Annotated in this window: 19 protein-coding genes and 1 pseudogene; 14 read left to right on the forward strand and 6 right to left on the reverse strand. The window is 44.4% G+C overall.

From position 1 onward, the window contains the following. Positions 1-240 precede the first annotated feature (240 nt). From ACAM37_RS04535 to ACAM37_RS04545, 3 genes are all read left to right on the forward strand, one after another. Positions 241-1,542: an HlyD family efflux transporter periplasmic adaptor subunit gene (locus tag ACAM37_RS04535; RefSeq protein ID WP_369626704.1), complete on the forward strand. Its 1,302-nt coding sequence runs from the start codon at positions 241-243 to the stop codon at positions 1,540-1,542. A gap of 8 nt (positions 1,543-1,550) precedes the next feature. Further along, positions 1,551-3,128, forward strand: coding sequence for a DHA2 family efflux MFS transporter permease subunit (locus ACAM37_RS04540; protein WP_369626705.1), 1,578 nt, complete (start codon positions 1,551-1,553; stop codon positions 3,126-3,128). Between the two features lie 153 nt (positions 3,129-3,281). After that, on the forward strand, positions 3,282-5,330 hold the full coding sequence (locus ACAM37_RS04545; RefSeq protein ID WP_369626706.1) for a potassium transporter Kup: 2,049 nt from the start codon (positions 3,282-3,284) through the stop codon (positions 5,328-5,330). A gap of 68 nt (positions 5,331-5,398) precedes the next feature. On the opposite strand, the gene xseB is transcribed toward ACAM37_RS04545, so the two are convergent. Next, complete coding sequence (gene xseB, locus ACAM37_RS04550) at positions 5,399-5,593, reverse strand: exodeoxyribonuclease VII small subunit (RefSeq protein ID WP_036603655.1); 195 nt, start codon at positions 5,591-5,593, stop codon at positions 5,399-5,401. A 23-nt stretch (positions 5,594-5,616) separates the two neighbouring features. Next, on the reverse strand, positions 5,617-7,134 hold the full coding sequence (gene xseA, locus ACAM37_RS04555) for an exodeoxyribonuclease VII large subunit (protein ID WP_099808092.1): 1,518 nt from the start codon (positions 7,132-7,134) through the stop codon (positions 5,617-5,619). Positions 7,135-7,388: 254 nt separating this feature from the next. On the opposite strand from xseA, the gene ACAM37_RS04560 reads away from it, so the two are divergent. The 4 genes and pseudogenes from ACAM37_RS04560 to ACAM37_RS04575 form a co-directional block, all read left to right on the forward strand. After that, a complete protein-coding gene (locus tag ACAM37_RS04560) occupies positions 7,389-8,537 on the forward strand; it encodes a sulfate ABC transporter substrate-binding protein (RefSeq protein WP_083710830.1) in 1,149 nt (382 codons plus the stop codon). A 233-nt stretch (positions 8,538-8,770) separates the two neighbouring features. Beyond that, the gene (gene cysT / locus ACAM37_RS04565; RefSeq protein WP_065252716.1) at positions 8,771-9,682 is read left to right on the forward strand and encodes a sulfate ABC transporter permease subunit CysT; all 912 of its coding nucleotides are present in this window, start codon (positions 8,771-8,773) and stop codon (positions 9,680-9,682) included. Beyond that, complete coding sequence (gene cysW, locus ACAM37_RS04570) at positions 9,679-10,533, forward strand: sulfate ABC transporter permease subunit CysW (RefSeq protein ID WP_224053998.1); 855 nt, start codon at positions 9,679-9,681, stop codon at positions 10,531-10,533. Before cysT ends, cysW begins: the two co-directional genes overlap by 4 nt. A gap of 41 nt (positions 10,534-10,574) precedes the next feature. Next, positions 10,575-11,285, forward strand: a pseudogene (locus ACAM37_RS04575) (sulfate/molybdate ABC transporter ATP-binding protein); the annotation flags it as partial. Between the two features lie 203 nt (positions 11,286-11,488). Here ACAM37_RS04575 and sat read toward each other — a convergent pair. Beyond that, a complete protein-coding gene (gene sat, locus ACAM37_RS04580) occupies positions 11,489-12,745 on the reverse strand; it encodes a sulfate adenylyltransferase (protein WP_369626707.1) in 1,257 nt (418 codons plus the stop codon). A 278-nt stretch (positions 12,746-13,023) separates the two neighbouring features. Between sat and ACAM37_RS04585 the strand changes: the two genes are divergently transcribed. From ACAM37_RS04585 to ggt, 5 genes are all read left to right on the forward strand, one after another. Further along, positions 13,024-14,733, forward strand: coding sequence for a nitrite/sulfite reductase (locus tag ACAM37_RS04585; protein ID WP_312385405.1), 1,710 nt, complete (start codon positions 13,024-13,026; stop codon positions 14,731-14,733). A 3-nt stretch (positions 14,734-14,736) separates the two neighbouring features. Beyond that, positions 14,737-15,312 (forward strand): DUF934 domain-containing protein, encoded by a 576-nt coding sequence (locus ACAM37_RS04590; protein WP_312175971.1) that lies wholly within the window; start codon positions 14,737-14,739, stop codon positions 15,310-15,312. 219 nt (positions 15,313-15,531) lie between these two features. Beyond that, on the forward strand, positions 15,532-16,167 hold the full coding sequence (locus ACAM37_RS04595) for a phosphoadenosine phosphosulfate reductase domain-containing protein (protein ID WP_099834025.1): 636 nt from the start codon (positions 15,532-15,534) through the stop codon (positions 16,165-16,167). Between the two features lie 103 nt (positions 16,168-16,270). Continuing rightward, a complete protein-coding gene (cysG, locus tag ACAM37_RS04600; RefSeq protein WP_369626708.1) occupies positions 16,271-17,674 on the forward strand; it encodes a siroheme synthase CysG in 1,404 nt (467 codons plus the stop codon). A gap of 235 nt (positions 17,675-17,909) precedes the next feature. Next, positions 17,910-19,679 (forward strand): gamma-glutamyltransferase, encoded by a 1,770-nt coding sequence (gene ggt, locus ACAM37_RS04605; protein WP_369626709.1) that lies wholly within the window; start codon positions 17,910-17,912, stop codon positions 19,677-19,679. 78 nt (positions 19,680-19,757) lie between these two features. On the opposite strand, the gene ACAM37_RS04610 is transcribed toward ggt, so the two are convergent. Both ACAM37_RS04610 and folE read right to left on the reverse strand, forming a co-directional pair. Further along, complete coding sequence (locus ACAM37_RS04610) at positions 19,758-20,816, reverse strand: NAD(P)H-dependent flavin oxidoreductase (RefSeq protein WP_369626710.1); 1,059 nt, start codon at positions 20,814-20,816, stop codon at positions 19,758-19,760. Between the two features lie 245 nt (positions 20,817-21,061). Continuing rightward, a complete protein-coding gene (folE, locus tag ACAM37_RS04615; protein ID WP_369626711.1) occupies positions 21,062-21,640 on the reverse strand; it encodes a GTP cyclohydrolase I FolE in 579 nt (192 codons plus the stop codon). 190 nt (positions 21,641-21,830) lie between these two features. Between folE and ACAM37_RS04620 the strand changes: the two genes are divergently transcribed. Further along, entirely contained in the window at positions 21,831-22,634 is an 804-nt protein-coding gene (locus ACAM37_RS04620; protein WP_060995757.1) for an enoyl-ACP reductase FabI, read from the forward strand. Between the two features lie 186 nt (positions 22,635-22,820). Next, complete coding sequence (locus ACAM37_RS04625) at positions 22,821-23,492, forward strand: YoaK family protein (protein ID WP_312114306.1); 672 nt, start codon at positions 22,821-22,823, stop codon at positions 23,490-23,492. A gap of 24 nt (positions 23,493-23,516) precedes the next feature. Here ACAM37_RS04625 and ACAM37_RS04630 read toward each other — a convergent pair whose 3' ends face one another. After that, positions 23,517-23,735, reverse strand: a complete 219-nt coding sequence (locus ACAM37_RS04630) for a hypothetical protein (RefSeq protein WP_138019329.1) — start codon at positions 23,733-23,735, stop codon at positions 23,517-23,519. Between the last annotated feature and the right edge of the window lie 216 nt (positions 23,736-23,951).

Genomic DNA, 23,951 nt, shown 5'->3' on the forward strand with positions numbered 1-23,951 from the left:
TTTTAGCAATCGCACGAATTGCGCAAAATTTTTACAATAAACAACATTATCTACCTAACTGTATTCTTATGCAACATTTATGTTTTATTTGATGCTTGATGGCTGTTTAGGATAGTTTTATATTGCCACCCATTAAGCATATTAAATTACATAATCGAGCTATTTTCTAGGATAAATCCGTCTGTCAACCGTCGGATTTTTTAGATTTTGCCACTCAAGTTTAGCGATAAGGACGAAAAAATGGCTGAAACCATGCCGACTGGGGTTGATGATAGCCCCGAACCAGTACCGACACTAGAACCTACGCATAACACAACCCAACGCCCCGCCAAATCCAAACGTAAAAAAAACCTATTGTTATTTACCTTGATTGTTTTAGCGATTGCTGCGGTGACGTTATGGTTATACGTTAACCAATGGCGCTATCAAGTCAGTACCGAAGACGCCTATGTGAGCGGCAACCAAGTACAAATCAACGCGCAAATATCGGGGACGGTGACGGCGATTGGGGTCAATGACACGGATATGGTCAAAGCCGGGCAAACCTTGGTAGCATTAGACCAAGCGGATAATGGCTTAGCCCTTGAAACCGCCAAAGCACAATTGCGCACAGCAATCAGACAGTATAAAACCCAAACCGCAACCATCCAACAAGCTGATGTCAATATCTCGCAAGCACAAACTGCGATGAATGAAGTGCAATCACAAATTGAATCTGCCAAGATTGCGCTGCTTGCCGCACAATCTGACTATCAACGCCGCGCCGCTTTGATGGCAAGTCAAGCAGTATCGCAAGAAGAAGTCCAGCATGCTGCCGACACTGTCAAAAAAGCCCAAGCCCAGCTCAATGCGGCAGTTGCCAAGCAAGCCACCGCTCGCTCTGCCGTTGTGACTGCCGAAGCGCAGCGCAATGTGACAATCGCCAATTTAGGTAAAAATGATGTGCTATCACAACCTGCGGTACAAACCGCGATAGCAAATATCCAAACCGCTTGGCTCAATCTCAACCGTACCCAGATTGTAGCACCCATCGATGGGCAAATTGCCAAACGCGGTGTGCAATTAGGTCAAAAAATCAGCGCAGGCACGCCTTTGATGGTGATTGTGCCGTTACATGATTTGTGGGTTGATGCCAATTTTAAAGAAAGCCAAATTAAAGACATTCACCTAGGTCAAGCGGTGAATTTAACATCAGATATATATGGTAAAGAGATTATTTATCATGGCAAAGTGATTGGCTTATCAGCAGGAACAGGCAGTGCGTTCTCGGTTTTGCCTGCCCAAAACGCCACCGGTAACTGGATTAAAGTCACCCAGCTTCTACCTGTACGAATTGCACTCGATAGCAAAGAATTACAACAGCATCCGCTACGCGTGGGGCTAAGTATGCATGCCGAGCTTGATAGCCGAGACCAACAAGGCAAACCGCAGGTGGCTACCGCGACCGCTAGCAACAAACCTGTTGCCCAGCTGCAGCCGCAAGTCGATATGTCAGGCGCGACCAAAATTATCCAACAAATTATCCAGCAAAACCAATCGTGAGGTGAAAAATGGCGGAAGCAATTTCACCCAATATCGATACAGAGCAGCCAGCGACTGATAGTCCAGCCCGTAGTCAGCTAAATCAACCCCCGCCTTTATCAGGGATGCCGCTTGCGATTGTGACTTTTGCGCTATCGATGGCGGTGTTTATGATGGTGCTTGATTCGACCATTGCCAATGTGGCATTACCGACCATCGCAGGGGATTTGGGTGCGGCGACCTCACAAGGTACATGGGTGATTACCATGTTTGCCGTGTCCAACGCGATATCTATTCCCCTCACAGGGTGGTTGGCTCGTCAGTATGGCTCGGTCAAAGTGTTTTTGGTGTCGGCAAGTTTATTTGTATTTTGTTCATGGCTATGCGGGGTGTCCCATAGTTTGACGATGCTGATTATTGCCAGGGTGGCGCAAGGTGCAGTAGCAGGTCCGATGATTCCACTGGCACAAAGCCTATTATTACAGTCTTTTGCGCTTGAAAAACGGGCAATGGCGCTTGGATTATTTGCTATGGTGGTCGTCACCGCACCGATATTAGGTCCGATTTTGGGCGGTTATATCTGCGACAATTATCACTGGGGCTGGATATTTTTTATCAATATTCCGATTGGCATTGTCGCCATCATTTTGGCATGGCAACAACTTAAAGACCGCGAAACGCCTGTCATCAAGACCGATATTGATAAAGTAGGCCTTGTTTTGATGATTGTTGGGGTGGGTGCACTGCAGTTTTTCTTGGATCGTGGGCGTGAGCTCGATTGGTTTGCTTCCCCTGAAATCATTGCTTTAGCCGTCATTAGCGTTTTATGTTTGAGTTATTTGATAATTTGGGAGCGCGGTGAGGAACATCCGATTATTGATTTGTCGATTTTTCAAGACCGCAATTTTACCATTGGCACATCGGTGATTAGCTTGGCATTTTTGCTATATATGGGCGCCATTGTGCTATTGCCCGTCATGCTGCAGCAGACCATGGGCTATACCGCGGTTTGGGCAGGGTTGGCAGCGGCTCCGATTGGTATTTTCCCGGTGTTGTTGACGCCCTTAATCGGTAAATACGCGCGAAACATTGATATGCGCATCTTGGTGACGTTAAGTTTTTTAATCTATTGTGCCACCTTTGTATGGCGAAGTGATTTTAATCCGCAGATGACGTTTTGGGATGTGTTTTGGCCGCAGTTTATCCAAGGACTGGGTACTGCCATGTTTTTTATGCCCTTAACTACCATTGCACTCTCCAACATTTCGCATCATAAAATGGCGGCAGCGACAGGGATTTTCACCTTTGTGAGAACCTTGGCGGGCGGGATTGGCGCTTCAATGGTGATGACTGTTTGGGAAAGACGCAGCAATCATGCCCATACTTATTTGACCGAAAGTATCACCCAAAATTCCAATTTTGATGCGTGGTCAAAAAGCCTGCAAGCGTCTGGTATGAGTTATGAACAAACGCTGGCGCTCATCAACCAAAATATTAACCAACAGGCGCTGATTATTGGCTCAAATGAGGTTTTTTATGTGTTTGGCTTGGTGTTCTTATTATTGATTGGTATGATTTGGCTTGCCAAACCGCCATTTCACCATTAAAAATAAGGGGTTAAGCTACTGTGCTCAAATTGACGCTAATAAAATGTTACTATCGTCAAGTACATAGATAACTTTGGTTACAAAATATAATTTAACCGCAATTTTATAATTGGACTTATAATAATCCATCTTATCAAATTGCGTCGTTAATTTATGAGTAAAGCACATGCTAAAACCTCGGTTCCTGCACTGACGTTAGGGGCAATCGGGGTCGTTTATGGCGATATCGGTACCAGTGTACTGTATTCAGTAAAAGAAGTTTTTAATTCTGGTCATGTCGCCTTTAATGTTGCCAATATCTATGGGGTGCTGTCGTTATTTGTGTGGACTATCACCATTATCGTCAGTCTTAAGTACATCTCGTTGGTGCTACGCGCCGACAATAAAGGGGAAGGCGGTCTGATTGCGATGCTCGCTTTGGCATCAAGCGCGGTGAAACATCGCCCAAAATTGCACGCAATCATCATGACCATGGGGATATTTGGTACTTGCTTGTTTTATGGTGATGGGGTGATTACCCCATCCATCTCGGTGCTATCGGCAGTAGAAGGTTTGACGGTGGTATCGCCAAGGCTGCATAGTGTGGTAATTCCTGCGACGCTGACCATTTTGTTCATATTGTTTTTTGTGCAAAAATTTGGTACCAAAGGTATTGGCAAGCTGTTTGGACCTGTGATGGTGCTATGGTTTTTGTTGATTGCGGGTATTGGGGTTTATCATATCCAGCACAATGTCGAAATATTACAAGCCATCAATCCCATCTATGCTTATCAGTTTGTGATGACCAATCCGACACTCGCCTTTATCATCTTGGGGGCAGTTGTGTTGTGTGTGACAGGCGGTGAAGCCTTGTATGCCGATATGGGGCATTTTGGCAAAAAACCGATTCGTATCGCGTGGTTTTCCATTGTCATGCCCGCCTTGCTGCTCAATTATTTTGGTCAAGGCGCATTTTTACTCGCCAATCCCGATGGCAAATCCAATCCCTTCTTTTTGATGATTCCAGATGCCATGCGTATGCCGATGGTGGTGATGGCAACTTTAGCGACAGTGATTGCGTCACAAGCGCTGATTTCTGGGGTGTTTAGTATCACCAAACAAGCGGTGCAACTGGGCTTTTTACCGCGTATGCGTATTGTGTATACCAATGTCAAAGAAGTGGGTCAGGTGTATATTCCAGCGATTAACTGGGGCTTATTTATCGCCATTGCGTTTGCTGTGGTGATGTTTAAATCGTCCGGTGCGTTAGCGGCCGCTTATGGTATTGCGGTTTGTACGGATATGCTGATTACCACGATATTGACCTTCTTTGTGATTCGCTATGCGTGGAAATACCCATTGCTACTGTGTATCGCCGCGACCTCATTGTTCTTTGTGGTGGATTTCTTGTTTTGGGCGTCAAATCTGCTCAAACTACTCAAGGGCGGCTGGTTCCCATTGTTGTTAGGGGGCGTCATGTTTGTGCTCATGATGACTTGGCGAGATGGGCGTAACTTGGTGAGAATTGCCCATACCACAAGGCAAATTAACTTAAAAAATTTCTTGGATGACTTGTTTGGTAGTTTTACCAATAAACGCTTACAAATAGCCCTGGAGTCGACGCAAGGCAAATTAGAAAAGCTGACCCAAGATATTGAAAACGCGCCACTTGAGAATATCCAAGAGCTGCAAAATCAGCAAGCGTTACTGCAAGAGAAAATCTTAATCAATCAGCGTTGCCAAGTGCTCTTTGAAAATATCAAAAAAATCAAAGGCATTGCCGTATTTATGGTCTCTGAAGTCGATATCGTGCCCGTGGCGTTGAAACAAAACTTAAAGCACAATAAATGCTTGCATGAGTACAATATCTTTGTCACCGTTAATACCTTAGAAACCCCTTGGGTGGGTCTTAGTAAACGTAGTGAAGTGACCTATTTGGGACACAATTGCTGGAAGGTGGTACTCAATTTTGGCTTTAAAAATGACCCTGATGTGCCAGATTCGCTCAAACACATTCAGCAATTTAACTTTGATTTCGATCCTGCCAAGGTAAGTTATTTCTTATCCCATGAGGCAGTGGTGGCATCTGAGAGCATCAAAGGTATGGCATTATGGCGTGAAAAATTGTTTGCCCATATGCACCGTAATGCCGGCACCGCGGCTGAATTTCTAAAACTTCCTAGTAACAATGTGGTAGAAATGGGCGCCAAAGTAGAAATTTAAATGCCCAACATAAAAAAGCCATTCCTTCGATAGTGGCTTTTTTTTCTGCTTTTCTGCTTGATTGAAACTTAGTCTGTTTCAAATGCTTGATTAAGCGAGGCTTCGACGGCATCAATTCGCGCTTGGCATACTTTATAGGCGTCAATGGACTGCGCTACAATGGTCATCAGCGCGTCAATATTGGGCTCTTGGCTATTTTGCAACAGCTGTGCATTTGTTTTTAACACCTCATAGGCGCTTTTAAAATCAGTTGGCTCGGTCATGGTTGTTCCTGTTGATAGATAGGTCAGTTTTTAGGGTGTTTGACATTGACAGTGGCTTGTAGATAGCCATCATGTAGCTCAATGGTTATGGTTGAATTGGGTTCAGCTTGGGCAATCGAAGTCATCACCGTATTTGATGCTGAATCTTTTGAGGCAGGATGGGAGGTTCTGATAATCGCATAGCCACGGGTTAATACGGTTGACGGGTGCTGTAACAATGTCATCTCACGCAGTCGATCGGTCGATTGACGAGCCGTGGTGATTTGCTGATAGGCAAGTTGGCGAATCTGTACAAATTGGTTGTCCATGGCAAGTTTAGCGGCAGATAATTGTCGCTGCGCTGCCGATTGTATCTTAGTAAGTTGTTGTTCGCTATCACGGCGTGCCTGCAAGATGCTGGATTTAGCAATTTGCTCGATGGTCAAAAAATGTTGTTTGGCGCTCTGGGTAATAGTGAGTAAATGATTGCGAATGCCTGCGATAACCTTGGATGGGGTATCAAAACTTTGATGTGCTACTTCATCTAGCATGACGCGGTCGCGCTCATGACCAATGCCGACCCAGACCGGTATCGGCTGCTCCGCTACCAGCGCGGCAAGTTCGTAATCATTGAGATACGCCAAATCGCCCACCGCGCCACCACCTCGGATAATCACTATTAAATCTGCGGTAATATGCTGCTTGCTCAGATTTTTCATGCCTTTAATGAGGGCTTGGCGGATATCTTCAGGGGCGTGATTGCCTTGAAAGGTGGCGTGCTCATAATGAAAAATACAGGCCCCTGTGCTGGCAAGTCTATCGGCATCCGCGCGAAAATCGCCCAACCCTGCGGCTTTTTCAGGCGCGATGACGAGCACATGCTCAATATCAAACGGCATCGGGAGCGATTGATTGAGATCGAGCAGCCCTTCTTCATGCAGTCTGGTTAAAATCATTTGGTATTGCTTTGCCAAATCGCCCAGTGTGTAAGTGGGGTCGATATCGACGATGTTTAAAGAAAAGCCATATTGGGCATGGAACGTGGCTGAGACTTTGAGCAATACATTCAAGCCTCGCTCAAGGCTCATGCCAGTGTTTTTTTCAAACTTTGACAGTACTTTGGCTGCTTGACCGCGCCATAGCGTGCCGCGGCAGCTGGCGGTGACTTTGCCCTCCATATCTTTATCCGCCAATTCAAAATAATAGTGACCGCCTTTGGCTGACAGACTACGGATTTCAGCTTTCACCCAAACGGTATGGGCAAACGTTTCACTAATCACCAACTGCACAGCGGATAGATAATCACTTAGTGACAATATAGTATCGCTTAATGCCTGTTGCAGTTGGCTATCGCGGTCTTGAATGGCTAATTGTTCGCTAAAGTCATAATCGCTTAAGTTATCAACACTGCCACGCTTTGCAGTTGCTTTATGATCAGGCTCACTATCGTCAAGCAGCGCCAAAAATACGTCATCAGCCTGGTTTAATGAGGTGGTTTGCAAATCCAGTCGTGCGAGCTGATCTTCAATTGATTTGATAACGGTTTTGGAAGCTTTTGCCATGGAGAATTCTTGTTAACTAAAAATAAAATTGTAGGGGAAAATGATAACGCTGACAACGTGACATTTGTGATTCAGGTTTGATAGAGCCTGTTAAGCTGTTAATTTTAAATATTACATTATATTTTATGATGTAATATTCAGAAGTGGAATATGAATAAAGAATAATATTGTTTTTTTTGTCGACGCTTTTTTTGTAAAATAGTATGAATTTAACATTATATATTGATTTTTATACATTGAGATGAGGGGTGACCATGATGACTGTTAATTTTCAAAAAAAAACTAAGGTCCAACACAAAACCGTAGCTGTGCTATCAAGTCTGGCGTTATTAGGCGTGAGCCTAGCGGGCTGTTCACGTGCGCCCACCCAGCAAGACCAACAAGCCGCTTCAGGTCAAGCCGCCACGCAATCAAATGCAGGTGCAAGCGATAAAGGTGGTATTAAACTGCTCAATGTCTCTTATGACGTCGCGCGTGACTTTTATAAAAGCTACAATCCCCTGTTTATCAAAGACTACGAAGCCAAAAATAGCGGCAAAACCGTTGATATCCAGCAATCGCATGGCGGCTCTAGTAAACAAGCGCTCGCAGTTGCCAATGGTCTGCAAGCAGACGTGGTCAGTATGAATCAAGGCTCAGATGTAGAGCTGTTAGTGAAAAAAGGCTTGGTGGCACAAGATTGGCAAAGCCAATTCCCAAACAAAGCAGTACCCTATACCAGTGCCATCGTGTTTTTGGTGCGTAAAGACAACCCAAAACAAATCAAAGACTGGTCTGATTTGGCAAAACCAGGCGTACAAATCGTACTTGCCAATCCAAAAACCACGGGTAATGGGCGTTATGCTTTCTTAGGTGCGTATGGCTACGGCTTACATAGTTTTAATAAAGATGAAAGTAAAACCAAAAACTTTGTCAAAGAGTTGCTCAAAAACGTACCTGTGTATGAAAATGGTGGGCGTGCGGCGACTACCACGTTCTTACAACGTCAAATTGGCGATGTGTTAGTCACCTTTGAAAACGAAGCCAACCTAGCGGTTAAACAGTTTGGTAAAGGCGATGTGCAAATTGTTTATCCAAGCTACACCATATCAGCAGAAAACCCCGTGGCGATTGTCAAATCAGTGACCGATAAAAAAGGCACCAACGACGCAGCGAAAGCGTATCTTGATTATTTATGGAGCGAGCCTGCCCAGCAATTGGCGGCAGATTTATACCTGCGCCCAAGCGACACTGCGGTACTGGCTAAAAATCAAGATAAATTACCCGCGCTTACCAGCTTTAGTCCTAATGCCGAATTTGGCAGCTGGACGGATATCATGACCAAATACTTCAAAGATGGGGGTGTCTTTGATCAGCTAGCCAGCCCAACGAGCACCATAGCATCGGCACCTGCTGCAAAATAGTTCGCTGTGTTAAGCTCACAAAACCAGAGTTCGGCTCTGGTTTTTTATTCTAGCTAAGAATATTTAAAGCGCATAAATATAGTTTGGAAAATCAAAGTGAGATGGTACTATAGCCGTGCTTAAGATTTTGGGTACAGAGCTTTTTGTATCTTTATTTTTGAATTTTTATTTTTGTATGTTTATTAGTTTAAATTCTGACGTTGCCTACCGATTATTAGTAAAGGAAGCCCTGCATGGCAAGCATCAATGCTAACCATCAAGCCGATTTAACATCAAACAATCAGCCTAAAACACCCAATTCACCCTTAAAACGCAATAAAAAGCGCCATATCATGCCGTTTTTTAATTTGAGTTTGGGCATCAGTGTGTTGGCGTTGTCGATTATTGTGCTATTGCCATTTGTGGCAATGGTAATGACGGCCGCCGATATTGGCGTGGCAGGATTTATCAAAACCATTACCGAGCCGCGCGTCAAGGCAGCGATTGAACTGTCGCTAAAAATGTCATTGCTAGCGACATTGACCAATTTGGTGTTTGGTACGCTGATTGCATGGGTATTGGTGCGCTACGAGTTTTGGGGAAAGTCGATTTTAAATGCGCTGGTGGATTTGCCCTTTGCCTTGCCAACGGCGGTGATGGGTATTTCGCTAGCAACGTTGTATGCACCCAATGGTTTAATCGGGCAGTTTTTTGCGCCATTCGGCATTAAAATTGCTTTTACTCCTATCGGTATTTGGTTGGCGCTGATTGTGGTGAGTTTGCCGTTTATTGTGCGTGCGGTGCAACCTGTGCTTGCGGAGCTGTCGCCAGAATATGAAGAGGCGGCATCGGTGCTGGGCGCTGGTAGATTGACAACTTTTAGACGGGTCATATTACCAGAGTTGTATCCTGCCTTGCTGATGGGCTCAGGCATGATGTTTGCGCGAGCGACGGGGGAGTATGGCTCGGTGATTTTTATTGCGGGTAATTTGCCGATGAAATCTGAGATTTTGCCGTTAATCATTATTGGTAAGCTTGAAAGCTTTGATGTACAGGGGGCTGCTGCGGTTGCTTTGTTTATGTTGATGATTTCGTTTGTGATTTTATTTGCCATTAATGCCTTGCAGTGGCTATTTACCAAACGTATGGGCGGGGCAAGTGTATGATAGATAGCAGCCAATATCCTTACCAAACCCAAGCCGCAACCCGTGAGCCAAAATGGCTACGTTATACCTTAATTGGCATTGCGGTGGCGTTTATGACGCTGATGCTAGTGATTCCGCTGATATCGGTATTTTATGAAGCCTTAAAATCTGGCTGGCAGTTGTATGTGGCTGCCTTGACCGATCATGAGGCATTATCGGCCATCAAGCTTACCTTGATTACGGCGCTGATTGTGGTGCCGATTAATACCGTGATTGGGATTGCATTAGCTTGGCTATTGACCCGATTTGATTTTAAAGGTAAACAATTCCTCACCACGCTGCTAGATTTGCCATTTTCGGTGTCGCCTGTGGTTGCAGGCTTGATGTTTGTGGCACTACTGGGCGCCAATACTTGGCTTGGCGGCTGGCTAGAATACTTTGGTTTTCAAGTGATTTTTGCCATTCCCGGTATCGTGCTTGCCACCATGTTTGTGACTTTTCCATTCGTGGCACGTGAAGTGATTCCGCTGATGCAGTCGCAGGGCAGCAGTGAAGAGCAAGCGGCATTAACACTCGGTGCCTCAGGCTGGCAAATGTTTTGGCGGGTGACGCTACCTAATATCAAATGGGCATTGCTATACGGTATTATTCTGACCAATGCCCGTGCGATGGGTGAGTTTGGCGCGGTGAGTGTGGTCTCAGGTCATATTCGCGGTGAAACCAATACCATGCCGCTATTGGTTGAGATTGCTTACAATGAATACAACATGACGGCAGCGTTTGCGTTGTCGAGTTTGTTGGCGTTGTTGGCGCTCGTTACCTTAATCGTGCAGCAGGCGTTGACTAAACGTCAGTCTGGCAATGATGAATAACATTGCTGCAATTTAAAAAGTAAAAAAGTTAAGAGAATACCATGAGTATTGAAATCCGTGATATCACCAAACAGTTTGGTCGCTTTACTGCACTACAACCGATCAATTTAACCGTACCGACGGGCAAACTAACCTCGCTCTTGGGACCTTCAGGCTGCGGTAAGACAACCTTACTGCGCATCATCGCAGGGCTTGAGCTTGCCGATACGGGGCGTATTTTGTTTGATGGTGAAGATGTGACCGATGTCCCTGTGCAGCAGCGTCATATCGGCTTTATGTTTCAGCATTACGCGTTATTTCGCCATATGACCGTGTTTGATAACGTGGCGTTTGGCTTGACCGTCATGCCAAAAAACAAACGCTTAAGCAACGCGGAAATCAGCAAAAAGGTCAATTATCTGCTGGAGCTCGTCCAACTATCCCAAACCGCAAAAAAATACCCGCATCAACTCTCAGGCGGTCAGCGTCAGCGTATCGCATTGGCGCGTGCGTTAGCGGTAGAGCCAAAGCTGTTGTTACTCGATGAGCCATTTGGCGCACTCGATGCCAAGGTGCGTAAAGAATTACGCGCTTGGCTGCGCTCAATTCATCATGAGCTCGGTGTCACCAGTATTTTAGTGACCCATGACCAAGAAGAAGCGGCAGAATTATCCGATGAAATTGTGGTCATGAACCAAGGTCAAATCGTGCAAATTGGGGATTACGAGACGCTGGTCAATCATCCCTCGAATCATTTTGTTGCCAATTTTCTGCAAGATTCGCACGTCGAATATGTGATTTAGCCTAGTTAAATTTAGCCTTAATTGAATTTAGCTTAGTTAAGCAATGTTAAGCAATAAAAAAAGAAGCCGCGTGCTTCTTTTTTTATTGCTAATTTTTTTGCTAAAGGTTAGATAAAAAAATGGGTATTATGACATACCCTTTTTATCGATTGATAAATGAAACCCCACAATAATTATTTTGCAGAGTGACCTGTTAACTCAACTTTATGTTTTTGATGATCTTCTAAGCCTTCATAGTAGTTACGAAGTACCGCTAACACTTCTGGACGGCTAAAGTTATCAGGCACGTCTTCCCCTTCAGATAGGGCTTTACGCAATTTGGTACCTGAGACTTTGACGTGATGGCTGGCATCGTGTGGGCAAGTTTTGGTCGATGCCATCGAGTCACAAGCATCACACCAGAATGTCCAGTCAATTTTTAACGGTTGGGTGATTAAATCATTCGGTTTGAGCGTATCAAAAATATGCTGCGCATCAAATGCGCCATAGTAATCACCCACGCCCGCATGGTCACGCCCGACGATCAAATGGCTACAGCCATAGTTTTGACGGAATAAGGCATGTAATAATGCTTCACGCGGACCTGCATAGCGCATATCCAGTGGATAGCCTGCTTGGATGACGGTGTCTTTACGGAAGTAATGGTCGATTAATGTACCAATGGCTTCCTGGCGTACATCTGCAGGAATATCCCCAGGTTTTAATGCGCCAAGCAATGAATGAATGAGTACGCCATCACAGATTTCAATGGCGATTTTGGCAAGGTACTCATGTGAGCGGTGCATCGGGTTACGGGTTTGGAAGGCAGCGACGGTTTTCCAGCCATTTTGAGTAAAGATGTCTCGGGTTTGTGCCGGGGTGAGGTAGATATCACCATATTTGCTCGGGAATTCACCTTCACTTAACACCACCACATCGCCCGCTAGGTTGACATCACCTTGCGCCATCACCATGGCAACGCCTGGATGCTCAAGTTCTGTGGTGCCAAAGACGGTTTGGCACTCGTGCGCTTTATCAATGCGGTATTTTTCGCTTAAGGTCAAAATCCCCATGATTTCGCCTTGGTATTCTAGCGCAATGTCATCGCCTGGGTTTAGCGTATCGGCAGTGGCAGCATCGGTCGATAGGGTAATAGGAATAGGCCAAAATACGCCCGCATTGTCGCCAGTGGTTAAATGCATATTATCACATACGCTTTGCCAGTCTGCTTGGTTCATAAAACCATCTAGCGGGGTAAAGCCGCCAATACCGAGCATAATCAAATCACCGGCTTCACGGGAGCTGATTTGGATTTTTGGGAGATTTTTGGCTTTTTGCTGGGCAGCGGTTAGCGCATCGCCTTTAAGTAATTTTTCTTTTAATGTGTCACTACCGTGTGGTGGGACCAGTTGGCTTAGAGAATGGAGAGTTGAAGTGGCGCTTTGGCTCATCGGATTTCCTATATTAGCGTGTCAAAATTAACGTGTCAAAAAAACAGACGGTTCAAAAAAATTAAGGTAGCGTATAATAGAATATTGCAGTTCGCAATAATAAATGCAGTAATTCGATATATTTATGTAAAAATGGAATTTACTAAAAACCCCTTGGGCATTTATGATAGGCAGGTTAAAATTTCACCCAGTTGAAATAGCTGCAAAAGCTAAAATTTAAATTTAATTGGTAATTAGAATTTGTAATTACAATTTGTATTAGTGACATAGGAATCCGCATGTATAAATACAACGCAATTGACCAACAATTGGTAGACGATCGGGTCGAGCAGTTTCGCGACCAAACCCGACGTTTTTTGGCTGGCGAGCTCAGTGAAGAAGCGTACTTGCCATTACGCCTGATGAACGGTCTATATATTCAGCGTCATGCGCCGATGCTTCGCGTGGCGATTCCTTATGGTCTGCTTGCGACGTATCAACTGCGTAAACTTGCCGACATCAGCGAAAAATACGACCGTGGCTATGGTCATATCACCACCCGTACCAATATGCAATTTAACTGGCCAAAATTAGAAGAGGTCCCCGATATTTTGGCAGAGCTGGCATCGGTACAGATGCATGCGATTCAAACCTCGGGCAACTGTATTCGCAATACCACCACTGACCAGTTTGCCGGTGTGACGGCTGATGAAATTGCCGATCCGCGCCCGTATTGTGAAATCATTCGCCAATGGTCAACGTTTCACCCAGAATTTACCTATTTACCGCGTAAATTTAAAATTGCAGTCATCGGTACTTGCTCAGACCGTGCAGCGACCCAGCTTCATGACATTGGCCTGCATGTGGTCAAAAATGACGCAGGTGACATTGGCTTTGAAGTGATTGTGGGCGGTGGTCTAGGGCGCACGCCTGTGATTGGCAAAGTGATTCGTCCGTTTTTACCTGAACGCCATTTACTCTCTTATTTAGATGCCATCTTACGTGTCTACAACCAATACGGTCGCCGTGACAATAAATACAAAGCGCGTATCAAGATTTTAGTTGAAAGTATGGGCGCCGAAGCGTTTTCACGAATCGTGGAAGAAGATTGGGAAAAACACAATAAAGACGGTGCATTAACACTGACAGCTGAACAAATTGAACACGCTAAAACCTTCTTTCCACAGCCGGCGTACCAAACATTCAGCCAACAACAATTACAAGCTAGCCAAGACAAACTGGCTACCCAGTTTGAAGATAGCGAGTTTGTGCGTTGGTTTAACCAAAATACCCGCGAGCATAAAGTCAAAGGCTATCACGTGGTGATTATCTCACTCAAACATTTTATGCAAGATACCGGCGATATCACCGCTACCCAAATGCGCGTGGTGGCTGATTTGGCGGATAAATACAGCTTTGGTGAAGTGCGCGGCACCCATCATCAAAACTTGGTGCTCACGGACGTCAAACTTGAAGATGTATATGACGTCTATCAGGTGCTCAAACAATACCACCTTGCCCGCCCAAATATTGGCTTATTGACGGATATTATCTCATGCCCAGGCTTTGACTATTGTTCATTGGCCAATGCCAGCACCTTAAATATCGTTAACCAAGTGAATCAATATTTCCAAGACGCAGACTTTGTCCATGATATTGGTGAAATTCGCCTAAACATGTCAGGCTGTATGAATGCCTGTGCGCATCACCATGTTGCAGATATCGGTATTTTGGGCGTGGACAAAAAAGGCGAGCATTGGTACCAAATTTCGCTCGGTGGTAGATCGGGTCAAAACGCCAAATTAGGCGATATTTTGGGTAAATCCGTGCCTGTCGATGCAGTTGCGGCGACAGTGGATGATATCCTGCAAGTCTATCTTAAATACCGCCAAGCGGCGGACACCGACTTTGGTAGCGAAACATTTGCCGAAGTGGTTGATCGTATCGGCATTGAGCCATTTAAAGAGTATGTATATCGTGACAAATCAGAACAGCCGGTGGAGGGATAAGCCATGGCACTCATTAACCAAAGCCAAGTGATTGATAATGTCAAGTCAGTGAGCGTGAGTATTCATGAGCAAAAAATCGAGCACATTGACCCATCCCAGTATGCCACAGATATCACCGAAATTTTGGTGGACTATCGCCCTGTCGAATTTAGCGAGAAAAATCCGCCAAAACCGCAGTTAGAAGCGGATGATTTGGTAGCATTGTCCCATCGGTTGGGCGATAAAAAACTGGGTATTATTTTATCGGGTGCTAGTGATTATCAGTTTTTGCACCAGGACTTTGTCAAAGTGATGCCGCTATTGTCGGTGATTGTGATTGATTTTCATGGTTTTCGTGATGGACGCGGTTATAGTTTGGCGCAAAAGATTCAGCAACACCCTAGTTATAACTCCGCTATTGTGTTGCGCGCTAGCGGTGATATCTTGCCAGATACGTTGCAGCTGCTCACCGAAGTAGGGTTTAGTGAGTTTGATATTGATGACAGCGATTTTAACCCCAGTTGGTTTGATTATTTTGTCGATATCAAACACCGTTATACAGGTCGCAGTGTGACGCAATTGCCGATTTTTGCTAATTAATTGTTGAATCATGCTAAGATTGAGCGAATCTAAGGGTTCGCTTTTTTAATGTTAGCCCGTTGCTACCTTGTCGTTTCTAACTTCTGGTTTCTGCATTTCCAGTCAATTTGTTAATTCTAAATTTTCATAATAATATCATTAAAAATCATTTTTTAAACATCGCATAATTGATTAGCATAGCGTATCCCAATTTTTCACCATAAAACATTAGGAAATCCAATGAGCAATAAACTAAATATCGACCTAGACAAAGCCAACGCAGAATTGAACGGCAAAACCGCAGAGGAAATCATTGCTTGGGCACTGGCACAAGGTAGTAATCCTATCATCACTACTAACTTTCGCCCTTACGAAGTGGTATTATTAGACATGGTTGCCAAACAACGTCCTGATATCAAAGTATTGTTTGTGGATTCTGGCTATAACACTGAAGCGACTTATCGCCATGCCCAAGATTTGATTAAACGTCTAAACTTAAACGTGATTACCTATTTGCCACAACAAACCGCAGCTTGGCGTGATGTTGAGTTCAATGGTATACCTAGTGTCAACAACCCAGCGCACGAAAAATTCACTGAGCAAGTGAAACTTGAGCCATTTGGACGTGCGTTAAAAGAAATTGCCCCTGACGTGTGGATTAATGCGATTCGTAAAGACCAAACGGAATTTCGCCAATCGCTTGACGTGTTGTCAGAAAGTAAAGACGGCGTATTAAAAGTAGCGCCATTGTTCCATTGGTCAGAAGATGACCTAGAAGCTTACTTAAAAGAGCATGATTTGCCAAATGAACATGACTACTTTGACCCTACTAAAGTAGAAGAGAACCGTGAATGTGGTCTACACACACAATTATAATTTTTGATCGGCAGTATGTATGAAAATGTTAAGCTGAACTTCGGTTCAGCTTAATTGTTCTTGTCACTATTGTTCTTGTCACTATCTAATGTTGAGAATGTCTATGAATACCTTACCGCTATTTTTTAAATTAGAAAATCGCCCTGTACTCGTGGTTGGCGGTGGGGAAGTGGCACTGCGTAAAGCGGATTTGCTCGATAAGGCTGGGGCAACTATCACTTTTGTCGCACCTAGCTATGAGCCAAGGCTCACCGCGCAATTTAGCGATTCTCGTCATCAATTGATTAACGATGTTTATCAGCAAAAATATTTGGATAAACAAACCATCGTCATTGCTTGTACCGATGATGAAATGGTGAATGCGCAGATTTTTCATGACTGTGAAGCCCGTTTTATCCCAGTCAATGTCGTCGATAATCCACCGCTATGTACCTTTATCTTTCCTGCCATCGTTGACCGCAATCCGATTACCATTGCGGTATCCAGTGCAGGCAAAGCCCCTGTGCTGGCAAGACTGCTGCGCGCCAAAATCGAAACAGTCGTGCCACCGCAATATGGTGAATTGGCAGGATTGGCCGGTAAATTTCGCGATAAAGTGAAAGCTGCATTGCCCAATGTGACGGCTAGACGTAAGTTTTGGGAACAAGCCTTTGAAGGGCAAGTGGCGGAATCGGTATTCGAAGGCAATGAAAATAGCCTAAGCAAAGCTGAAAGCCAACTTGAAACTTTGCTACAGCAGCACGCCAACAACCAGCCGACAGATAAAGCCCAGCTTGGTAAGGTGTACATTGTGGGTGCAGGGGCAGGCGATCCTGATTTGCTAACTTTTAAAGCGCTACGATTGATGCAACAAGCGGATGTGGTATTTTATGATAATTTGGTTTCAGCGCAGATTCTCGATCTGTGCAGGCGTGATGCCACCAAAATCTACGTGGGTAAAAAAGCCAGTGATCATGCGGTAAGGCAAGAAAAAATCAATGAGCTACTCGTGGAACAGGCGCAGCAAGGAAAACGCGTGTTACGTCTCAAAGGCGGCGACCCGTATGTATTTGGGCGGGGCGGCGAAGAAGCCGAGCAATTGGTTGCAGCTGGGATTGCGTTTGAAGTCGTGCCCGGCATCACTGCAGCCACCGCGGCGGCAAGCTGTGCCGGTATTCCATTGACTCACCGTGCGTATGCGCACTCTGTCAAGTTCGTTACCGCCTCTCTTAAGACGGATACCATCAATGAAGACTTTGCCAGCTGGCTCGATGATAACCAAACCGTGGTTTTTTATATGGGATTAAAACAGCTTGATAAATTGACGAGTGGCTTGATTGACGCAGGAAAAAATCCCAGTACACCGATTGCGATTGTGTCAAATGCCAGCTTGCCGCATCAGCAAGTTTTGACAGGCACGCTTGAGACCATCGTGGCAAAACAAGCCGAGGCGAACTTACCCGCCCCAGCGATTTTAATTATGGGCAATGTGGTTAAGCTACATCACAGACTTAATAAACTATCTTAATAAACTATAGCAATCTTTAATTGAAGGGCTATGGCAGTTAAAAAAGCTTACAGATTGTGGTAAATACTTATAACTTAAATATCCGTTAGAAAAATTAACGAATTGGTCAGATAACAGAAATATTTTTGTCACAATTTAATATGACGTTTTTTGTGAAAGGATTTATGTATATTGTAGTGATACATATTATTTGTATCTGCTACAACATCAACTATTACTTTAGAAGGATAGGGACATGCGACTAAAACCTAAACTGATTTTAACCAATCTGTCATTGGCTTTAATGTTGGTGATATCACCCATTGCCCAAAGCAAACTATTACCAAAACCCGCCACCAATGCTAGCCAGTTAGCTGCAAATCGCTACGATAGCAGTAATGCTATCTTTCATCCCGTGTATGGTAAAAATGGTATGGTGGCTTCCGAGCAAGGGTTAGCAACCCAAGTTGGTTTGGATATATTAAAACAAGGCGGGAATGCTATCGATGCGGCAGTCGCGGTTGGATTTGCCTTAGCAGTCGTCTTGCCAAATGCAGGCAACATTGGTGGTGGTGGTTTTATGGTGTTGCATGATGATAAAACTGGCAAAGATGTTGCCATTGATTTTCGCGAAATTGCGCCAGCCAAAGCCAGCCGTGATATGTACCTTGATAATCAAGGTAATGTTATTGATGGAAAATCATTGTTCACGCATGACGCTTCAGGTGTGCCTGGTACAGTAGCTGGGATGGAATACGCGCTAAAAAAATGGGGTACAATGCCATTATCTAAAGTGCTTGAGCCTGCCATTAAGCTTGCAGACAAAGGGTTTATTGTCAGTGATGTATTGGCACAGACGTTAAAAGAAGAAAAATCAACACTGGGTAAATGGTCATCTAGCAAAGCGATTTTTTTCAACAACGGTGAACCGCTGAAATCTGGTGATTTGTTGGTACAAAAAGACTTGGCGAAATCATTGCGTTTGATTGCCAAACAAGGGGCGAAAGCATTTTATCAAGGTGAAATCGCCACAAAAATTGCGAAAGAAATGCAATCACATGGCGGCACAATGGCACTTGAAGATTTAAAAGCCTATAAAGTTGTTGAGCGCCAGCCAATTATTGGTGATTATCGAGGCTATAAAGTTGTTACCATGCCACCCCCAAGTTCGGGTGGTGTACACTTGATTGAGATATTAAATATGCTTGAGCATTACCCTATCAAAGAAGATGGGGTAAATAGTGCCAAAAATATTCACCACATGGCAGAGAGTATGAAATTAGCCTATGCTGACCGCTCAGAATATTTGGGCGACCCGGATTTTGTCAAAATCCCTGTCACAGGTTTAACATCGAAAGCATATGCTAATGAACGGGTCAAAACGATTGATGATAATAAAGCAAGACTTTCATCAGACATTAAACCTGGTAAACCACAACCTTATGAAAGTGACCAGACTACGCATTTTTCCGTCATGGATAAAGCGGGCAATGCCGTTGCTGTCACCTATACATTAAATCTTAACTTTGGTAGTGGCATTGTTGTAGAAGGCACAGGGATTTTACTCAATAATGAAATGGATGACTTCTCAGTGAAACCCGGTGTGCCAAATGCGTTTGGTCTAGTGGGTGGTACTGCCAATGCGATTGAAGCAAAAAAACGTCCACTTTCTTCAATGACACCAACGATTGTCATGAAGAATAATAAACCTTGGCTGGTGACAGGTAGTCCAGGTGGGGCTCGTATCATCACGACTGTATTGCAAAGTGTGGTTAATACGATTGACCATGAAATGAATCCAGCAGAAGCGATAATTACACCACGCGTTCATCACCAATGGCTACCCGATGAGCTTAGAGTTGAAGCAGGCATTAGTCCTGATACGATAAAATTGTTGCAAGACAAAGGTCATAAAGTTGTTACTAAAGCACCAATGGGACGTATTCAAATTATTCAAGCTGATGATTCTGGGTTTTATGGCTACTCTGACCCAAGAAATCCTGATGGTAAAACATTAGGTTTCTAAACTGTTCATTAAAAAAAACGTGAGTGCTGCGACTCACGTTTTTTTACTAACAAAATATATCAAGATTATTTTTTGCAATTAGTGGCCAAGTAAATCTTGAATAATTTTATCTGCTGTACCACTTTTCGCCAATCTCGCATTTTGCCCTGCCCACAGTGAGCTAAACTCATCACTTCCCATACTTTCGGCTTTGGCTTTAATGGGGTTGCTGACGAACGATGCATGGGGAAATGGCGGTGCAGACTCGCTAATATACCCCGTTTCTTGCATAAAGCGATTGACAATCCCGCGTGCTAAGCCGCCACTAAATAGATTGGTTAAAGCCGTGTGTTCGGCTCGCTCACTTTGCAGTGCCTTGCGGTGAAAGTCTTTGGTATCACACTCATCTGCCAGCAAAAATGCAGTACCTACTTGTACTGCGCTGGCTCCGATAGCAAACGCTGCTTGTGCGGTAGCGTTGTCGCTGATGCCGCCTGCCGCAATCACCGGCAAACTGACAGAGCGGATGATATTGGGTAATAGGCTAAAAGTGCCCGCTTGCAGCGTTACATCTTGGCTTAAAAACATACCCCGATGCCCACCTGCTTCCAACCCCTGTGCGATAATCATATCCGCCCCATTGGCTTGCAACCAGCGTGCTTCTGCAGGCGTGGTGGCGGAGGATACCACAATCGCCCCAGATTTTTTGACGACATTTAACAAAGCTTTGTCCGGTAGCCCAAAATGAAAACTCACCACAGGGACTTTTAAATCCGCCACTAGCGCTGCTTGTTCATGGGTAAATGGCTGACGTCCACCAGTCGTGGCTATCTCATCTTGCGTCAAACCAAATTCGTGATAATAAGGTTGTAGGGCATTAAACCATTTTTCTTGCATTGCTTGGGTATAGTCAGGTTGTTGATGCGCAAAAAAATTGACATTAAAGGGGGCGTCAGTCGCAGCACGAATAGCCTTAATTTCGCTTTCAATTTTTTGTAGGCTGAGCAGGGCGCCAGGCAGTGAGCCAAGTCCGCCTGCTTGGCTCACGGCGATAGCAAGTTTGCTGTCTTGGACACCTGCCATCGGCGCTTGGATGATGGGCAATTGAACTTTAACGTAGTCAAGAAAGCTGTTAATCGCCTTGGTATGATGGATCATTTTATGTTCCTTGTTATTGTTTTAATGTGTTTGTCTCAATGTTATGGTTTTACAGGGCAAAAATCGAAAACCATTTTAGTGTATCGCCAATAGATGATATTGAAAAGCACTATATGGAAAAGCGCTATATGTCCGTTATAAATCGGCTGAATATAAATAAGCCCCAGTAACATCAATGGGGCTTTTTTGACTAGTTAACTTAGGTTGACTGTTTGGGCGCTAAGTTTAGGTACCAAGTCTAGATATTAGGTGCTTGGGATCGCCATTAACAGCGCTTGTCTTGCCTCGGTATTGTGTTTGAATTCGCCCAGGAGTGACATACTGCGGGTATCGGATTTTTGTTTCATCACCCCGCGCATCATCATGCACATATGCGCGGCATCCATCACCACCGCCGCGCCTTTTGCCCCTGTCATATCCATCACCGCTTGGGCGATTTGGCGGGTTAGGTTTTCTTGAATTTGCAAACGTCGAGCGTACATATCCACGATACGTGCCATTTTTGACAGTCCAATCACTTTGCCATCGGGCAGATACGCCACATGGGCAACGCCATAAAAAGGCAACATATGATGCTCACACATCGAATAAAATTCGATATTTTTTACCATGACCAGTTCATTATTGTCAGTTGGAAAAATCGCGTTATTGGTAATTTCGACCAAATCTTGATGGTAGCCTTGGGTCAAAAAACTAAAGGCTTTAGCGGCACGTTCTGGGGTATTAAGTAGTCCTTCACGTGCTAAGTCTTCCCCTGTTGATGCAATAAGGGTGCGGTAGGCATCACTGTTTTGTTGGATAATCTCGTCAAAATTTGCAGGCATAGTCATGATAACATTTAAGTTTAAAAAAAATAGGCATAGCTTAACGCTTTACCACTATTTGTAAAGTGATTTTTGTCACAAACGCCATGAAAATCACTAAATTTGCTTTGTTTGGGTTTTTTGCTAGAATTAACCCCTAATTTTGAGCTATTATAGTGCATATTCGTTCACTGAAACATAAGGAAAAATCATGCTATTAACAGGGAAGCGTTTCGTTGTTACCGGTATCGCCAGTAAATTATCGATTGCTTGGGGTATCGCAGAAGCGTTACATCGTGAAGGCGCGAGTTTAATTTTGACCTATCCGAATGAAAAAATGAAAAAACGCGTGGATATGGCAGCCGAAACTTTTGGTGCAGAGAAGGTATTGGCGTGTGATGTGGCGTTAGATAGCGAAATCGAAGCGTGTTTTGCCCAAGTTGCTGCACACTGGCCAGAGGGCATTGATGGGGTCGTACATGCCATTGGTTTTGCCCCTGCCGATCAGCTAGATGGTGATTTTACTCAAGTGACCACCCGTGAGGGCTTTGCTATTGCCCATGATATTAGTAGCTACAGTTTTGTGGCGCTTGCTAAAGCCAGCCGTGAGTTACTGGCAAAACGCCAAGGCTCGCTGTTAACCTTGACGTATGAAGGCAGTATCCATGTGTTGCCAAACTACAATGTCATGGGTCTAGCCAAAGCCAGTCTGGAAGCGAGCATTCGCTACCTTGCCAGCTCAATGGGTAGCGAAGGTATCCGTGTCAATGGGATTTCTGCCGGTCCAATTCGTACCTTGGCGGCAAGCGGTATCAAATCATTTCGTAAAATGCTCGACACCAATGCCAAAATGTCACCGCTACAGCGCAATGTCAATATCGAAGAAGTGGGTAATGCCGCGATGTTCTTGTTATCGCCTTGGGCGTCTGGTATCACCGGCGAGATTTTATTTGTCGATGCAGGTTTTAATACCGTGGCGCTCTCTGAACAAGTGATGATGCAGGTAGAGGACTGATTTTTAGGCGAGTAGTTGATAAAAGAGCGACCATGGTTGCTCTTTTTTTTGCTTGCTGTTTTTTGCTTACTTTTTTTGATGGATGTTTGGATAGGGATTGCAAAGCCGTCTGGTTAAGCTTACCATTTTTCGTCAGGCTTAACATGTTTGGCAAGTCAGCTAAAGACTGATAGATGGCGGTATCTAATGATTAATAAATTACCTAAGTGGATTTTATGGGGTGGCTGCGTGCTGGCGTTCAATGCAGGGTGTATCAATAGCACCGCGTTAGTCGGCTTCACGCACTTATCTGCTTCGCATGTAACGGGCAATGTGACGCTATTTGCTACAGCATTGGCGGAACAGCATTACCAGCAGATGGCAATGGTTTGTATCGTGCTGTTATCGTTTTTATCTGGGGCAGTTATCAGTGGCTTTGTGGTGGGTAGTACGGCATTAAAAGAAGGTAAGCGCTATGGCAACGCTTTGTTAATTGAAGCAAGTTTATTAATCATCAGTTTGATTTTATTTAGCTACCAGTCATTTTGGGGGCAGGTGTTTGCCGCCATGGCTTGCGGCTTGCAAAATTCGATGGTCGCGACCTATAGCGGTGCCGTGATTCGCACCACCCATTTGACAGGATTGACCTCAGATATGGGCTCAGCCTTGGGTAATTGGCTGGCGGGCAGACCGATTGATAAGAAAATGTTCGTGTTTCAAGCGATGATATGGTATAGCTTTTGCGGGGGCGGGGTATTGGGTGCTTTGGGCTATATCCACTATAAATACATGACGCTGATGTTACCCATTGTGATTGTATTATCGTCAGCGCTGGCTTATCAAGTATATTTATTAACCCGTAAAAAAACGGCTAAGTAGCGACCTTAACCGTTTGATTTTATCTTATTCTTCATCTTCATCTTCATCTTCATCTTCGAATTTTTTCGCCTCATGTAGCATATCAAGTAGCGATTCATCAGAGCCCTTAGAGGTAGGAGTGCTCGCATTATCTTGGTTGATGTCGGTACGATTGATGCCTTCCATCGCTTCATTGGCAACATCAGATTGGGCGTTGTCTAATTGAGATTTGTCGGTAGGGTTAGCGTTAGTATTGTCAGTCACGGTCGTCTCCTTGTTGTCGTCTTTTATACGGTTGTTTTCTTTTATACGTTAGACCTAATAAGCTTAATATTATAAGTAAACCAAATGGCTTACAACACTTAAAGATGAAACGTAACCAAAAACATACTCATGAGTGATGTAGGGATAAGTTTATCACTTTGTTGCGGTGTATTGCATGCTTTGGATTGTATAACTGTTAAGTAAGTTAGGGGGATT

This window comes from Moraxella sp. K23, from assembly GCF_041154765.1.
In the GTDB taxonomy this organism is placed as follows: Bacteria; Pseudomonadota; Gammaproteobacteria; order Pseudomonadales; family Moraxellaceae; genus Faucicola; species Faucicola tetraodonis.

What these genes read in the sequence shown, in the direction of transcription:
- ACAM37_RS04590 (WP_312175971.1), top strand. Translation starts at nt 14,737, where the DNA reads ATGGCACTCATTAACCAAAGCCAAGTGATTGATAATGTCAAGTCAGTG.
- ACAM37_RS04625 (WP_312114306.1), top strand. Translation starts at nt 22,821, where the DNA reads ATGATTAATAAATTACCTAAGTGGATTTTATGGGGTGGCTGCGTGCTG.
- xseB (WP_036603655.1), bottom strand. Translation starts at nt 5,593, where the DNA reads ATGACCGAGCCAACTGATTTTAAAAGCGCCTATGAGGTGTTAAAAACA.
- ACAM37_RS04535 (WP_369626704.1), top strand. Translation starts at nt 241, where the DNA reads ATGGCTGAAACCATGCCGACTGGGGTTGATGATAGCCCCGAACCAGTA.
- ACAM37_RS04540 (WP_369626705.1), top strand. Translation starts at nt 1,551, where the DNA reads ATGGCGGAAGCAATTTCACCCAATATCGATACAGAGCAGCCAGCGACT.
- ggt (WP_369626709.1), top strand. Translation starts at nt 17,910, where the DNA reads ATGCGACTAAAACCTAAACTGATTTTAACCAATCTGTCATTGGCTTTA.
- ACAM37_RS04595 (WP_099834025.1), top strand. Translation starts at nt 15,532, where the DNA reads ATGAGCAATAAACTAAATATCGACCTAGACAAAGCCAACGCAGAATTG.
- ACAM37_RS04545 (WP_369626706.1), top strand. Translation starts at nt 3,282, where the DNA reads ATGAGTAAAGCACATGCTAAAACCTCGGTTCCTGCACTGACGTTAGGG.
- cysW (WP_224053998.1), top strand. Translation starts at nt 9,679, where the DNA reads ATGATAGATAGCAGCCAATATCCTTACCAAACCCAAGCCGCAACCCGT.
- xseA (WP_099808092.1), bottom strand. Translation starts at nt 7,134, where the DNA reads ATGGCAAAAGCTTCCAAAACCGTTATCAAATCAATTGAAGATCAGCTC.
- ACAM37_RS04620 (WP_060995757.1), top strand. Translation starts at nt 21,831, where the DNA reads ATGCTATTAACAGGGAAGCGTTTCGTTGTTACCGGTATCGCCAGTAAA.
- sat (WP_369626707.1), bottom strand. Translation starts at nt 12,745, where the DNA reads ATGAGCCAAAGCGCCACTTCAACTCTCCATTCTCTAAGCCAACTGGTC.
- ACAM37_RS04560 (WP_083710830.1), top strand. Translation starts at nt 7,389, where the DNA reads ATGATGACTGTTAATTTTCAAAAAAAAACTAAGGTCCAACACAAAACC.
- ACAM37_RS04585 (WP_312385405.1), top strand. Translation starts at nt 13,024, where the DNA reads ATGTATAAATACAACGCAATTGACCAACAATTGGTAGACGATCGGGTC.
- cysG (WP_369626708.1), top strand. Translation starts at nt 16,271, where the DNA reads ATGAATACCTTACCGCTATTTTTTAAATTAGAAAATCGCCCTGTACTC.
- ACAM37_RS04610 (WP_369626710.1), bottom strand. Translation starts at nt 20,816, where the DNA reads ATGATCCATCATACCAAGGCGATTAACAGCTTTCTTGACTACGTTAAA.
- cysT (WP_065252716.1), top strand. Translation starts at nt 8,771, where the DNA reads ATGGCAAGCATCAATGCTAACCATCAAGCCGATTTAACATCAAACAAT.
- folE (WP_369626711.1), bottom strand. Translation starts at nt 21,640, where the DNA reads ATGCCTGCAAATTTTGACGAGATTATCCAACAAAACAGTGATGCCTAC.